Here is a 14,474-nt window from a genome sequence, read left to right as displayed (position 1 = left end):
TTTTTAATAGATCCGTGGTGACATACATTTTCATGCTCAAACCGAGGAGGATGTATGTCACAGCACCATGAGCTTTATCGCTACGCCGCGCCCGGAGCACGAATTCTTAAGCAGCTGCAAACCGGCACCCGGCAGCATCAGGCGCGTTACCTGGCGGGGCTGGAGCTCCGCACCAGCACCGGTCAGCAGCTCCTGCTAACAATGGCACTGGGACACAGCCGCACTTATCGGCAGGGAAGCCAAACCTACACGCATTTCAACCTCTGCGATCGCCTTAACAGCGTGTGCGGCGCGGTGGATGCGTGTGGTAACCTCGTGAGCCAGGAAAGCTGGTATCCATTTGGCGGCACCGCCAGTTGGTTAACCGGGGGGCAGGCAGGGGCCACCCTCAAGTTCCAGCGTTATGCGGGCAAAGAACGCGATATTAGCGGGCTGATTTTCTACGGCTGGCGTTATTATGTGCCGTGGCTGCTGCGCTGGCACAACTGTGATCCGGCAGGCACCGTGAACGGGTTAAATCTGTTCTGCATGGTGGGTAATAATCCCGTCACGCAGCGTGACCTTGATGGCAGGATGATGGATGATCTGTTTTCGGAGGTGGAAAAGGACCTCAACCATTGGCTGAGAGTCACAGGAACAGATAACGAACTGAATCTTATCGCCGGTCAGAAACAAGACTATGCAGAACGTTCTGTTTCCCCACCTTCTGCGCTCCATCTTGCCAACGAAGAGCACGACCTGTGGCAAGCGATATCGACAGACGCCCTCTTTACCGGGCAGTTGGCACCTGCGGTAAATCCACCCGCGACTGTGGGGGACGTTTCATTTGCGTCAGGACCGTCTTGTAGCACCTCCGCCCTTGAGAATTATCGATGTAAATTTTGCCCCCGTGAATTTACAAAGACCAAGGGACTGCATATGCATTTGAAAAATGGACATCAGAAGGACATATTTTCCTGCCCCATCGAGGGATGCAGCCAGGTCGTTTATGATAATGTATTCCTTGCATTCCATATGGCATATCATGGGATGAATAATTTCATGTGTATGAACCCCTTATGCAGTCGAGTTTTTGATAGCTTTGCCACCTATTATCAGCACCTGCAATCTCATAATCTGGCACCAATATATCGTTGCGATATTGAGGGGTGTCCTGCGTTTTTTTATTCTGAAACCGAACTTCCCATGCACAAAGAAACACACAAAAAAGTGGATATAATTTGCAAAGACTGCGGCAGGTCGTTTGTCAGTTATTCCGGTTTGGGGGCACATAGCAGAAAACATTAGCGGCATTATTTCCGCAGCAGCGTTATTTAAGGCGCTGCTGCGTGACCCGTTCTTAGTTTTACCAAAGCGTTGGTGATGCTGTTTTGATAATAATTACAACATCCTTTTTTGCATCTATAGGACATCCCGTCAGACACCTGGGGTACTCGTCAGCCTGGCAATAGACTGATGAAAACCTGGAAATCCCCGCAAATCCGCCCGCCATTAACCTTTTATTGAAATTAAAACCCTGTTCCCCACTCTGATCACGTCTCAGATCAAAAAAGTGGAATGCTTATCATTTATATAATCGCCGTTCCTGATTACCGGACTGGCTGATGATATGCAGATAAAAACGCAAACCACCTGGCGCATTGCGGGTTACCAACCCGCGATAAACCCGCACTGGCGGCAGAAGTTGTTAACCATGGGGATGTTACCTGGATCGCTGATTGAGGTTATCCGAGTTGCTCCGCTGGGGGATCCGGTGCAAATTCGCACCCGTCGCGTTAGCCTGGCGGTACGACAGAGTGACCTGGCCTCGCTGTTGCTTGAGGAAGTGGTGTCATGAAACAACTCACCATCGGACTGATCGGCAATCCCAACACCGGCAAAACAACTTTATTTAACCAGCTGACCGGCGCACGCCAACGTGTGGGAAACTGGGCGGGTGTCACGGTGGAACGCAAAGAGGGGCAGTTTTTCACCGCGCAGGCGGATGTCCGTCTGATTGACCTGCCGGGAACGCGTTCGCTGACCACCCTCTCTGCCGATAGCTCGATTGATGAAAGCATCGCCTGCCGGTATCTGTTTAATGATGACGCTGACCTGGTGATTAACGTCGTTGATGCATCCAACCTCGAAAGCAATCTGTTTCTCACTTTCCAACTGCTGGAACTGGGCGTGCCCTGCATTATTGCACTGAATATGCAGGATATTGCCGCCAGCCAGCATATTGATATCGATATTGCCGCACTATCACAACGACTGGGTTGTCCGGTGGTTTCGCTCACCTCGACGCGTGGTGCAGGCATAGCCCAACTGAAGGCGGTGATTGACAGCGAACCTGCTCATCAGCCAGTCAGGCAGGTCATTTATCCGGCGGCGATCGATGCGGTTATCCCGCGCTTATGTGCCAGGATGCCGCCTGATATTCCAGCAGAAAAACAATTCTGGCTGGCATTGCAGTTGCTGGAGGGCGATATCAATAGCCAGTCGCTTTGTCCGGCGCTGGTGCCACACCTTGCTGACCTCACCCGACAGGCAGGCGATGATCCCGCAATGTCAATCGCCGATGCACGCTACCGTGCCATCAACGGACTATGCGCAGCCGTCAGCAATATTCATCACAGTACCCCGAGTCATTTTACCGAGCGACTCGACAATATCCTTCTTCACCGCTGGGCGGGCATTCCGGTGTTTCTCGCCGTGATGTATTTGATGTTTGTGTTGTCGATCAATATTGGCGCTGCGCTACAACCTATCTTTGATGCCGGTTCGGTGGCGTTGTTTATTCATGGCGCGCAATGGCTGGGTTACAGCTGGCATTTCCCGGACTGGTTGACAACCTTTCTGGCTCAGGGCATCGGAGCCGGGATCAACACGGTGCTGCCGATCATCCCACAAATTGGTCTGATGTATCTTTTCCTGTCGTTCCTGGAGGATTCCGGCTATATGGCGCGCGCCGCCTTTGTGATGGACCGTCTGATGCAATCGCTGGGGCTACCCGGCAAATCCTTTGTGCCGTTGATTGTCGGTTTTGGCTGTAATGTGCCCGCCGTCATGGGCGCTCGTACCCTGGATACCACGCGTGAACGTTTGATTACGGTCTTGATTGCCCCCTTTATGTCTTGTGGCGCGCGTCTGGCAATTTTTGCCGTATTTGCTGCTGCCTTTTTTGATACGCACAGTGCCAGCCTGGTCTTCTCGTTGTATGTACTGGGTATGGTGGTAGCGATTGGCACCGGCCTGGTGTTAAAGCACACGTTGCTACGGGGTGAGGCTTCGCCGTTTATTATGGAACTGCCGGTTTACCACCGACCCCATCTTAAAAGCCTGCTCTTGCAAACCTGGCAACGGCTGAAAATGTTTATCGTACGGGCGGGCAGGGTCATTATCCTGGTCAGCATGTTGATTGGCGTGTTGAGTAGTTTTTCATTAACTGGCCGAACGGTCGATAACATCAATGACTCCGCGTTGGCTGCTGCCAGCAAAGTGATTACCCCAGTCTTACTACCCATTGGCGTCACGCAAGATAACTGGCAGGCCACGGTTGGGCTGGTCACTGGCATCATGGCAAAAGAAGTGGTGGTAGGGACGCTGAACAGCCTCTATACCGGGGAAGATATTCAGAGTGGGAAATTCGACCCGCGCGAATTTAATCTGCTAAGTGAAATTAAAGACGCACTGACACAAACCCGCGATGGCCTGACGGCGGCGTTCAGCTTAAGCGCCCTGTCAAACCCCATCGAGGCCAGTAAAGGCGATGGTGTGATGGATGCCGGCCAGATGGGCGCGATGAGTGCGAAATTTGGTAATGGATTCGCCGCCTACAGCTATCTGATCTTTGTGCTGCTTTACGTGCCTTGCGTCTCAGTGATGGGGGCGATTGCCCGTGAAGCAGGGCGCAACTGGATGCTGTTCTCCTTCTTCTGGGGATTAAACATTGCCTGGTCGCTGGCTACCCTGTTTTATCAAAGCGTGAGTTTTGCTGCACATCCAGGCTTCAGTTCGCTTTGCGTGGTCAGCGTGATCGCACTGAATGGTGTCATCCTGATGGTGATGCGTCGCCTGGGTAGACGCATGACGTCGCATCATTTTACGTTCGCACCACAGAACACGACCGCGGAATGTGGGGGGTGTCACGGGTGTTGTAATAATCAGGCTGATCACCGCGTAGCAAAAACCTAATTGCTCAAAGAAAATTCTTGGTAACTCTCAGAAAAATATCAGATTTCATGGCGGTAAATAACTTTACTGTTATGCATTGTTCGATAAACGCAACATATCTCGTGAGGGGAACCAGGATGAATAATGCGTTAAGGGCTGCCCTGGTATGGGGCGTTGTCTGTTTTTTGCTGCTGTATTGCACGTTACCTGTTGATATCGCCATGTCGTGGCAGATGCGTCAACAATTCGGCGTGCCGTGGGTGCAACTGATTGCGGTGAACAGCATCCAGATAATCCCGGCAATGATACCGCTGCTGTGCTTCGTTTGCCTGAGGAATCGTATTGCCAACCGCAAACTCTGGCTGCTTGTCCCGGCGGTTGGCTGGTTTATCGGTAAGCTTGTCGTCCTGGGTGTCCTCTATATTTTTGCATTGAAAATCGCCCATGTGCCGCTTTATGCAGAAGGTTATTTCAGTATGCTCAGGCGCGTGATAACCGCCGAATGGCTGGTCAAAGCGTCGGTGTTAGTGCTGGCGATTATGGCCTGTAGCTATGCCTGGCGGCGGGAAACGCGGGGCAATTGAGGAAAACTCTGGCATGTAGCGGCGCGATTTATCGCGCGTTTTAGCATCATCACGCGATAAATCGCACCGCTACGATTGTCAGCCATGCCCGGTAATTAATCCGGGAAATGGCGCACCGGGACAGGTTCCTGCCGTGGTCGTGAAAAGTTATACAACCGACGTTTCAGGACGCATTGCGGGCAGGGTGTAACTTTTCTGAAGTTATTGCGAGAAACGCCCAGTGCAATCACAAGTTGCTCGTAACGACCAATCAGAATCATATCCTCTTTATTTTCCGCATAAATTCGGCAGGTAGCGTTATGCAGGATATGATTATCATTGGTTTTGGAGATGCTGATGTAGTAGGTGTTTTTCATTGTTATTATCTCTGTGTGATCGGGAAGGCAGCATCTCTTACCGGTCCGAAAAAGTGTAATTATTTTGTATTTTTTTCGGAAGAGCGCTTATTACGTTTCGTTACAAGATGATACAACCCATTGAAAGTTATGATATGGAATAATCAGCTGAAACAACATTTTCAGAATAATGTTATACGAAATTTATATGGGTCAAATTTTATGACAGTGCGGGTTATCGTTCGGACAATAAATTTGTGTTAATGCGGCACCCGGATCACCCTGCCATCATCTAAACGTCACTCAACTTAAATAATTCCTTCACTCTCCCCAGCTAAGTTACCGCCATTCTGATTCCGGGCCAGAGGGCGCATGAGCTACCTTTCTCTTCAACACATCACCAAAGCCTGGGGCGATAAAGTTGCCCTGAACGACATCAGTTTTACCGCGGAAGAAGGGACTTTTGTCGCACTGCTGGGACCGTCCGGCTGCGGTAAATCAACCTTACTGCGCACCATTGCCGGGCTGGAAAACGCCGATCAGGGTGAAATTTACTGTCGCGACAATGCGATGAGTCATCTGCCGCCGTCACAGCGCCAACTCTCGATGGTGTTCCAGTCCTATGCCCTGTTTCCCCACCTCAGCGTGCGCGAAAACCTGTTGTTCGGTCTGAAAGCGCGTGGCGAGGATAAACAGACGTTTGCCGCGCGTCTGGCTGAAGTCAGCAAGCTGATGGAGTTGGAGAAACTGTTGGATCGCCAACCCTCTCAACTCTCTGGCGGTCAGCAGCAGCGTGTGGCGCTCGGCAGAGCGGTGATCGCCAGACACCGTCTGTGTCTGATGGACGAACCGCTGTCGAATCTGGACGCGAAACTACGCCAGAGTATGCGGCGTGAGATCCGTGCCTTGCAGAAGAAACTCGGTCTGACCATGTTATACGTTACCCACGATCAGACCGAAGCCATGAGCATGGCCGACAGCATCATTTTGCTGAATGACGGCCGCATCGAGCAGCACGCCACGCCAGACGACCTCTACAACAATCCTGCCAGCATTTTCGCTGCACAATTTATTGGTGCCCCGCCGATGAATATTCTGCCGCTGCATTGTCGGGGCAGTGCGCACTATCTCAGCCGCATGGTGGCACCGATCGTGATCGATCCTGATGAATCCGCGTTGAGTCTGGGATTACGAGCGGAAGATATCACCCTGGTCGAGCCGAATAGCGCACAACTGACCGCCCACGTCATCAGCTACGAATATATGGGTGCCGACACCCTGCTGGTGTGTGCACTGGCGAACGTCGCAGACGCGCTCACCGTCAAGGTGCCTGGCATGCAACGCTTTGAGGAAGGCAGTCTGGTCGGGCTGCAATGGTCTCCCTCGCAACAATATTTGTTTGCCAGTCACAGCGGAAAGCGCCGTTGGCTGGCTGAGCAAACGCGCTTTTCATGCGAAAAAAAATACGCTGTTTAACCTTCATCTTTCGATCAGGGAAAAATCATGTCTGCACTTCGTCACATACGCCTCGCTTCAGCTTTATTACTTTGCGCATCCTCAGCAGCACTGGCCGCCGAACCGGTTACATTGCAGATGTACTACCCGATTGCGGTGGGGGGAAAGGTAAGCCACACCGTAGATGCCCTGGTGGCCGACTTTGAAAAAGTGCACCCGGAAGTCAGCATTCAGCCGGTTTATACCGGGGATTACGCCACCACCGTCACCAAAGCGCTCACCGCTTTTCGCGGCGGCAATGCGCCACAGATGGCGGTAATTGGCGATATTGAGGCGTATTCGTTGATTGATGCTGGCGCTATCGTTGCCGCCAGCGATCTGGCGAATGATGCAGAAGGAAAGCAATGGATCGACGGATTCTATCCAGCCTTTCTACGTCGTATCGACGGTAAAGTCTGGGGGATCCCGTTCCAGCGCTCCACGGTGGTGATGTACTGGAATAAACAAGCGTTTGCAAAAGCCGGACTGGACGCCAATACGCCGCCAGCCACCTGGCAGCAGGTAGTCGATTTCGGCAAGAAGCTGGTGATCAAAGATAACAACGGCGTCAGCCAGTGGGGGATTGAGATCCCGTCAACGCCCAACGGCTACTGGAACTTCCAGGGTTTGTCTGCCACTAACGGCGGTCGTCTGGATAACGGTAAGGGCACGGCGGTGCATTTCAATACCCCCGGCAATATTGCCACGTTGCAATGGTTGACCGATCTCGGACAGAAAGAAAACGTGTCACCGCAAGGCGCCATCGCCTGGGGCACCACGCCGCAGGATTTTATCAGCGGCAAAACCGCGATGATGGTCACCACCACCGGCAATCTGACTGTGGTGCGTGAAAACGCGAAGTTTCCGTTCGGTGTGGCAATGTTGCCGGAGAAAACCCAGCGTGGCAGTCCGACAGGGGGCGGCAACCTCTACGTGTTTAAAAATGCCTCACCGCAACAGCAAAAAGCCGCGATGGAATTTATTCGCTGGGTGTCTGCACCGGAACAAGCGGCTCGCTGGAGTATCGCCACCGGCTACGTTGCCACGTCGCCCGCCGCCTGGGATACCAGTGTGATGAAAGATTATGTTAAGGATGTGCCGCAGGCGCTGGTCGCTCGCGAACAGCTTAAGTACGCGCAGCCGGAACTCTCGACCTATAACAGCGTGCAGATCCAGGAAGCGCTGAACCACGCGATCGAGGCGGCGGTGACGCAGACAAAAACACCGGCTGAGGCGCTGGAATCAGCGCAGAAACAGGCCGACCGTCTGTTAAAAGCGTATCAATAATGAGCACGCTCCTCCCAACAGTGGCGGTCAGCCGCCCCCGGTTCTGGTCACTTCAACTGTATGGCTACTTGCTGATATTACCGGCGCTGGGCTTTTTGCTGCTGTTTACCCATTATCCGGCGCTGGCGACGCTGTGGGAGAGCGTGTTCAGTGCCGCACGCAATGGTCATCCGGCCCGCTTTGTCGGGCTGGATAACTATCTGGCGTTGCTGGATGACGATGTATTTATTCGTTCGCTGTGGAATAACCTGCTGTATGCGCTGATCACTATTCCGCTGGCGGTAGCACTGTCATTGATGATGGCGCTGGCGGTGAACCGCCATCTGCGGGGTAACGCGCTGGTACGTGCAGCCTTCTTTATTCCGTCGCTGTTGCCAATGATCGCCATCGCCAATCTGTGGCTGTTTTTCTACACGCCGCAGCTCGGCTTGCTGAACAAACTGTTGGCGCTGTTTTCGTTACCCGCCGTCAACTGGCTGGGGGAGCCGGGGAGTGCCCTGTATTGTCTGATGGCGGTGTCGGTGTGGCGTGAGGCGGGTTTTTTTATGATTTTCTACCTCGCGGCGTTGCAGCAAATCGATCCACGCCTGAGTGAAGCGGCCACCATAGAAGGCGCATCGCGCAGTTATTTCTTCCGGCGCGTGCAGTGGCCGCTACTGATGCCCACCACGCTCTTTGTGCTGATCAATGCCTCGATGAACGCTTTCCGTATCGTTGATCAGGTGATTGCCATGACCAATGGTGGTCCGGATAACAGCAGCAGTCTGTTGCTGTTCTATATTTATCGCACCGCATTCAGCTACTGGGATATGCCCGCTGCTGCCGCGATGACGGTGGTATTGCTGGTTATCCTGGCCAGCATTGCCCTGATTAAATTTAACCTGCTGGATAAGCGAGCGCATTATCAATGAGATTGCTCAACCTGGTGATTTGGCTGGCGGCGCTGCTGTGGTTTCTACCCATTCTGGTGGCATTGTGGGTGGCGATCCATCCGGCGGCGGAGCAGGGCAGTTTTTCGCTGTTTGCGCCACTGACGCTACAAAACTTCGTCAACGCCTGGCATGCCGCGCCATTCGGGCGTTATTTTATTAACACCAGCTTGCTGGTTGTGATGATCGTGGTCGTGCAGTTGGTTTTAGCTACTATGGCGGCTTACGCGTTAGTGCGCTTTCGCATGAAATATTCCGGCGTATTGTTTGCGCTGATCCTACTGCAATTAATGATCAGCCCCGATGTGCTGATCCTGAATAATTACAAAACGATTGGCGCGCTTGGATTACGCGATAGCCTGACCGGCATTGCGCTGCCCTATTTTGCTTCGGCCTTTGCGATATTCCTGCTGCGTCAGGCGTTCAAAAGTATTCCGCTGGTGCTGGAAGAGGCGGCAATTATCGAAGGGGCCAGCCGTTTTTATATCCTGCGCAAAATCTATATACCGCTGGCGAAACCGATTTACGTGGCTTTTGCGCTGGTGTCGATCAGTTTTCACTGGAATGATTTTCTCTGGCCGCTGGTGATTACCGATTCCGTGCAGGTACGACCATTAACGGTAGGGCTGCAACTGTTTTCCGCCCCGGAGCAGGGGGTGCAGTGGGCATTAATTGGAGCCGCCACCCTGATGACCACCTTGCCGCTGTTGCTGCTGTTTTTCCTGTTCCAGCGTCAATTTATTCAGTCATTTATGCGTGCCGGTATTCGTTAAGGAGCGATCTTCATGTCATTTGTTCAGCCGTTAACCGCACAGCAGCGCAGCTTATTGGGCGATGTCAGTCAGTTTTATCAATTACCGACTTTACGCCCTGGTTTACTCAATCCGGCTTTACGCTTTGGCCTGATGGCGGACCCACAGTACGCCGATATCGAGGCGGATCATGAGAAAAACCGCTACTACCGCCATGCATTACACAAGTTACCGCCGATCATCGGGCAACTGAACCAGCAGCCGCTGGATTTTGTCGTGACGCTTGGGGATCTGGTTGACCGTCACTGGGAAGATTATGCCGCGCTGCTGCCGATTTATCAGCGCCTGCAACACCCGCATGCGGTGGTGATGGGTAACCATGATGCCCTGAGCCTGGTTGACCGTCTGGCCGATGTTCCGCTGCCAAAAAGTTATTACAGCTTCCGCCTGCCAGGCTGGCGTTTTGTGGTGTATGACGGTAACGATATCAGTCTGTATTGCAGCGGTGCCGAACGTCAGCAGGCTGAAGCAATGCTGGCAGAACTGGTGACAAACCAGCAGCCGCAGGCACAACCGTGGAATGGCGCGGTAGGCAGCCAGCAGTGGCAATGGATAGAACAGCAGTTGCAGCAGGCGCAGGCGAGCGATGAGCGGGTGATCGTATTGGGTCATTACCCGCTGGCACCGCATACCACGCATATCCTGTGGAATGGTCCCCAATTGGCGGCGCTATTTTGCCGTTACCGGGTACGTGCCTGTTTTGCGGGACATGATCATCGCGGCGGCTATGCGCGTATCGGCGATACTGAATTTTTTACCCTGCAAGGGCTGTTGGATGGCGCAGAGGCCGCGCCATTTGCCGTGGTGGAAATGATCGGAGATGTACTGAAGGTAACCGGATATGGTGGTGAAATCAGCCGCTAAAGGCGCACCGGCATTACCGCCAGCACGCCAAGCAGGGTGAGATGTCCGGCATAGGCATGATAGAAAAAACGTCGGGGCCAGAGGCGAGCCACCGAGATATGCGGCAGCGCAGCGACTGCGGCAATAATCAGCAGTGGGAGTACCAGCCCTGGCAGTAAATCGTAAACCAGGGTGTCTTGATAGCCGTGACCGGGCAAACTTAGCCATGTCAACGCCGCACACACCAGCAGCAGAAACAAACGACTTTCCGCGACAGCACTGATGCATCTGGCGGCCATACACAGCAAACAAAATACGATGCCGGGAATGCCATAGCTGGCAGGTGTCAACGGCCATGCCAGCAGCAGAAGCACCGCCAGCCCAGCCATCGCACCATTGACACCCCATCGTGCAAACCAGCTCAGCAGTTGCGTACAACCGGCATAGGCGAACAGGATGTTAAGTGCCAGCCATGACTGACCTTTCATCATAAAAGCCAGCCAGAACAGCGGTTGGGTGGCGATCGCCCACATCCATAGCCGTTTGGCGCGCTGACGCAGTCGTGCAGCATCATCGGGCAGGTTGGCGGCCCAGATAAGGGTAAATAAAGGAAAAGCGCTATGACCAAGAGCCGTAAGAAGGGCGTTGTGACTATTTAATAAAATGGTATTGATGTGATCAGCCAGCATCGCCATCAAGGCAATGGTTTTAATGATATCGGCCTGAAATGGGCTAAATGATTTAACCTGGTCAAAAGGTGAGGGGAATCTTAGCGATGTCAGCAAAGCATGCATAGAAAGTCACCGACTATTATTATGTTTTAACCCAAACATTACAATGCGCATCCTCGCGAGTAAAGCCGGTAATAATCCGAATAACTTCTGGCACATTCCGTAGCGGCGCAATTTATCGCGCAAGGTGCGTTAGCAAAAAAGAGCACGATAAATCGCGCCGCTACGTTCAGTACAGGATTTAGATTAAGAAATCATTAAGCGATTTACCGCTGGCAATCGCCGCTTTAATCACCGCAGGTGTGCGGCCCTGACCGGTCCAGTTTTTTTCCTGCCCGTCTTCATCGGTATATTTATACTTCGCCGGACGCGGAGCGCGCTTGGTACGCTGTTTGCCGGCGGCCTGCAATGCACCTAATAATTCGGTGGGATCGATGCCATCGCCCAGCAACAATTCACGGTATTTAGCCAGCTTTTCTGCCTTCGCACGTACCGCTGTTTCTTCTGCATGGTTCTCTTCACGACGCTCGGCAACCACAATAGTGAACTTCTCCAGCATCTCTTCCAGTTCTGCCAGATGAACTTCACGCGCCTGAGCACGCAGGGTACGAATATTATTAAACGCCTTAAGTGAATCACTCATGGACTTCTCCCAAAAAATTCTGTGTCATTGAACGAATAAATTAAGCTTTGTTTGATTTTGTACTGCGCAATTATAGGTAGAACATCTGACCCTTACATTTCTGTGCAGAGAAGTACAGCACAACTCTGGCTTAGAATAAAGCAGATTGCACGGTACTTATAACTTTTTCTGTGCATTGAACGGCAAGTGATGAAGCGATTCTAAAGCCAACCTGGTAAGAATGACAACATTTGCTCCGGTATTAAGGGAATTATTTATTTATTTTTTGTGACAGACATACAAAATGTGCGGTCGGATCAGAATGGGTTGTTTTGCCAGAAGAATCGTGTTTCTTTATTAGGAACTTGTGATTTGTCAGGGATGAATTATTAAAGCCGCGACGGCGCATTTTTAACGTTAATTCCCGGCAGCAGTAAAGTAAATCGGGTGATAACGGCATCGGACACCACGCTGATTTCCCCCTGATGGGCGGTGACAATCGATTTTACAATCGCCAGACCGATACCGCTGCCTTCGCCTTTTCGTTGGCGTGAAGGATCAACGCGGTAGAAACGGTCAAAAAGTCGTGGCAAATGCTCTGGCGCAATCGGAACGCCAGGGTTGGCAACCACCATCTCCACCTGATTCCCGCGCGGCTGGAGCTTGACGGTAACGGCTTGACCGGCAGGCGTATGGCGAATGGCGTTGGAAAGCAGATTATTGATCACCCGGCGCAGCATCAACGGGTCACCCTCCACCACGGCGCTTCCCCCTTCCAGCGTTAAGCGCACCTCGCGTTCTTCTGCCCAGGCCTCAAAAAACTCAAACACCCGTATGACTTCGCTACGCAGGTCCAGGGCGATACGTTCTGGCATCAGCTGATTATTATCTGCCTGGGCGAGGAACAGCATGTCGCTGACCATTTTTGCCATGCGGTTGTACTCCTCAAGGCTGGAGTAAAGCACATCCTCCAGCTCCTTCACGCTGCGTGGCTGGCTTAACGCAATCTCCGTCTGGGTGACTAAATTGGTGATCGGGGTTCTGATTTCATGGGCGATATCGGCGGAGAAATTGGCCTGACGCGTGAACACATCTTCAATACGCGCGATCATATGGTTGAAGGAGATCACCAGCTGCTCCAGCTCAATCGGCACGCTTTTCGGCTCCAGCCGGACATCGAGATTTTTTGAGGTGATGTTCTTAATCCGCCCGCTGACATTACGCAGTGGCTGATAACCGCGGTGCACCGCAAACAGCACAATAAAGATGATCAGCAGGCTGATAAGCGAAGCGATAATCAGCAAATTATGTTTCAGCGCATCGAGATAGTGCAGATGAAAATCGATCGACAGCGCAATCAACAACCGGTCATTACCCGACGCAATCGATGTAGCGATAATCCGATAGCTGGCGCTGCGCATCGGGTGTGCAGCCATACCATCCGACCAGAGAAAAACCTCGCCGGACGCCAGCTTTTGACGAAATGCGGGATCGTGCACCACCGGCATCAACTCCGGGCCATCTGGCGAGCGGAACAGAACCTGATTTTTCGGGGTGAGCAACAACACCGAAATATAGCGATAGCTGTTCAGAATGATGCTGATTTTCTCGACTTTCTGTTGTTCCGATTCGTCCGGATTATTGAGGATGGTGGACAGGGTCGTGCTGATTTGGCGCAGATTGTTGTCGTCCTGTTCGGCGAAATGATGCTGCACCGAATGCAACATAATCCAGGCCGAGGCGGCAAAGGCGATGATGGTGGTGAGGCTGATAAAAAAGGTCAGTCGAAACTCAAGCGACAGCGGGCGGCGCAAGCGGTTAATCCTCATCGGGCACCTCAAGGACATAGCCAACACCGCGCACGGTCTGGATCAGTTTCGGGGTAAAATCGTTATCGATCTTCGCTCGCAACCGCTTGACCGCGACATCGATAGCATTGGTATCGCTGTCAAAATTCATATCCCATACCTGCGAGGCAATCAGCGAGCGCGGCAGCACTTCGCCACGATGGCGAATAAAAAACTCCAGCAATGTGAACTCCTTGCTGGTGAGAGTGATGCGGTTACTGCCCCGGTATACCTTACGGGAAACCAGATCCAGCGTGAGGTCGGCCACCTGGAACTGGCTTTCAGGAATGATGTTAGCGCCGCGCCGCAGCAGGGTTCTGACCCGTGCCAGTAATTCGGCGAAGGCAAAAGGTTTCACCAGATAATCATCAGCCCCCAACTCCAGCCCCTTCACCCGATGCTCAATGGTACCGAGCGCGGTCAGCAACAGAATCGGCATGCCTTTATTGGCGGCACGCAGCATGCGCACAATGTCCCAGCCGTTCACGTCCGGCAGCATAATATCGAGTACGATCAGGTCGTAATCGGCAGTCATCGCCAGATGATAACCGGTGAGGCCGTTGTCGCTGCGATCCACCACAAAACCTGCCTCGGTCAGCCCCTTGCTGAGATATTCCCCGGTTTTCACTTCATCTTCGACAATCAGTATTTTCATCTTCTCACCGCGCTCCCGACTCATCGAATGTCATTCTAAGCGGCCAAAGGGCGATATCAACGACTTCATCTGAAAATGACAGCTTTGTCATTCACCTGTCACCCTGCCAACAGAGTCACCCGGTTACAGTGGCCGCCATTATATCTTGCAGGTATTCGTCGCGGCGCGGCGGATGAAAAC

14 protein-coding genes are annotated in these 14,474 nt (G+C 52.6%); 9 read left to right on the top strand and 5 right to left on the bottom strand.

Going from position 1 to position 14,474, the window contains the following annotated elements:
- Positions 1–54: 54 nt before the first annotated feature.
- The 4 genes from AC6I8T_RS24665 to AC6I8T_RS24650 all read left to right on the top strand — a co-directional run bounded on the left by AC6I8T_RS24665 (position 55) and on the right by AC6I8T_RS24650 (position 4,739).
- Entirely contained in the window at positions 55–1,287 is a 1,233-nt protein-coding gene (locus AC6I8T_RS24665; RefSeq protein WP_497834666.1) for an RHS repeat domain-containing protein, read from the top strand.
- Positions 1,288–1,609: 322 nt separating this feature from the next.
- The gene (gene feoA / locus AC6I8T_RS24660; RefSeq protein ID WP_021185324.1) at positions 1,610–1,837 is read left to right on the top strand and encodes a ferrous iron transporter A; all 228 of its coding nucleotides are present in this window, start codon (positions 1,610–1,612) and stop codon (positions 1,835–1,837) included.
- Positions 1,834–4,176, top strand: coding sequence for a Fe(2+) transporter permease subunit FeoB (gene feoB, locus AC6I8T_RS24655; RefSeq protein ID WP_497834665.1), 2,343 nt, complete (start codon positions 1,834–1,836; stop codon positions 4,174–4,176). Before feoA ends, feoB begins: the two co-directional genes overlap by 4 nt.
- A 116-nt stretch (positions 4,177–4,292) precedes the next feature.
- On the top strand, positions 4,293–4,739 hold the full coding sequence (locus AC6I8T_RS24650; RefSeq protein ID WP_497834664.1) for a hypothetical protein: 447 nt from the start codon (positions 4,293–4,295) through the stop codon (positions 4,737–4,739).
- A gap of 95 nt (positions 4,740–4,834) precedes the next feature.
- Here the strand turns inward: AC6I8T_RS24650 and AC6I8T_RS24645 are convergent, their stop codons facing one another.
- Positions 4,835–5,095 carry a hypothetical protein gene (locus AC6I8T_RS24645; protein ID WP_021185320.1) on the bottom strand — a complete coding sequence of 87 codons (261 nt, stop codon included), beginning with the start codon at positions 5,093–5,095 and terminating at the stop codon, positions 4,835–4,837.
- A 351-nt stretch (positions 5,096–5,446) separates the two neighbouring features.
- Between AC6I8T_RS24645 and AC6I8T_RS24640 the strand changes: the two genes are divergently transcribed.
- From AC6I8T_RS24640 to AC6I8T_RS24620, 5 genes are read left to right on the top strand one after another with little or no spacing between them, the layout of a single operon-like run.
- Complete coding sequence (locus tag AC6I8T_RS24640; protein WP_497834663.1) at positions 5,447–6,550, top strand: ABC transporter ATP-binding protein; 1,104 nt, start codon at positions 5,447–5,449, stop codon at positions 6,548–6,550.
- Positions 6,551–6,577: 27 nt separating this feature from the next.
- On the top strand, positions 6,578–7,855 hold the full coding sequence (locus tag AC6I8T_RS24635; protein ID WP_497834662.1) for an ABC transporter substrate-binding protein: 1,278 nt from the start codon (positions 6,578–6,580) through the stop codon (positions 7,853–7,855).
- Positions 7,855–8,766, top strand: a complete 912-nt coding sequence (locus AC6I8T_RS24630) for a carbohydrate ABC transporter permease (RefSeq protein ID WP_208726647.1) — start codon at positions 7,855–7,857, stop codon at positions 8,764–8,766. The genes AC6I8T_RS24635 and AC6I8T_RS24630 overlap by 1 nt, the downstream gene beginning before the upstream one ends.
- The gene (locus AC6I8T_RS24625; RefSeq protein ID WP_497833323.1) at positions 8,763–9,557 is read left to right on the top strand and encodes a carbohydrate ABC transporter permease; all 795 of its coding nucleotides are present in this window, start codon (positions 8,763–8,765) and stop codon (positions 9,555–9,557) included. The genes AC6I8T_RS24630 and AC6I8T_RS24625 overlap by 4 nt, the downstream gene beginning before the upstream one ends.
- A 12-nt stretch (positions 9,558–9,569) precedes the next feature.
- Positions 9,570–10,460 carry a metallophosphoesterase gene (locus AC6I8T_RS24620; RefSeq protein WP_497834661.1) on the top strand — a complete coding sequence of 297 codons (891 nt, stop codon included), beginning with the start codon at positions 9,570–9,572 and terminating at the stop codon, positions 10,458–10,460.
- Here AC6I8T_RS24620 and AC6I8T_RS24615 read toward each other — a convergent pair.
- The 4 genes from AC6I8T_RS24615 to AC6I8T_RS24600 form a co-directional block, all read right to left on the bottom strand.
- Positions 10,457–11,233 (bottom strand): TraX family protein, encoded by a 777-nt coding sequence (locus tag AC6I8T_RS24615; protein ID WP_497834660.1) that lies wholly within the window; start codon positions 11,231–11,233, stop codon positions 10,457–10,459. The genes AC6I8T_RS24620 and AC6I8T_RS24615 overlap by 4 nt on opposite strands.
- Before the next feature lie 178 nt (positions 11,234–11,411).
- The gene (locus tag AC6I8T_RS24610; RefSeq protein WP_497834659.1) at positions 11,412–11,813 is read right to left on the bottom strand and encodes an H-NS family histone-like protein; all 402 of its coding nucleotides are present in this window, start codon (positions 11,811–11,813) and stop codon (positions 11,412–11,414) included.
- Positions 11,814–12,181: 368 nt separating this feature from the next.
- Positions 12,182–13,621: a Cu(+)/Ag(+) sensor histidine kinase gene (locus AC6I8T_RS24605; protein WP_497834658.1), complete on the bottom strand. Its 1,440-nt coding sequence runs from the start codon at positions 13,619–13,621 to the stop codon at positions 12,182–12,184.
- Positions 13,611–14,294: a copper/silver response regulator transcription factor gene (locus AC6I8T_RS24600; RefSeq protein WP_021185311.1), complete on the bottom strand. Its 684-nt coding sequence runs from the start codon at positions 14,292–14,294 to the stop codon at positions 13,611–13,613. Before AC6I8T_RS24600 ends, AC6I8T_RS24605 begins: the two co-directional genes overlap by 11 nt.
- Positions 14,295–14,474 lie beyond the last annotated feature (180 nt).

The sequence above is a fragment of the Pantoea sp. X-Soil-OKNW-556 genome (genome assembly GCF_059730695.1).
The sequence above is the reverse complement of the archived record's forward strand: the minus strand, read 5'-3'. Positions and strand labels throughout refer to the sequence as shown.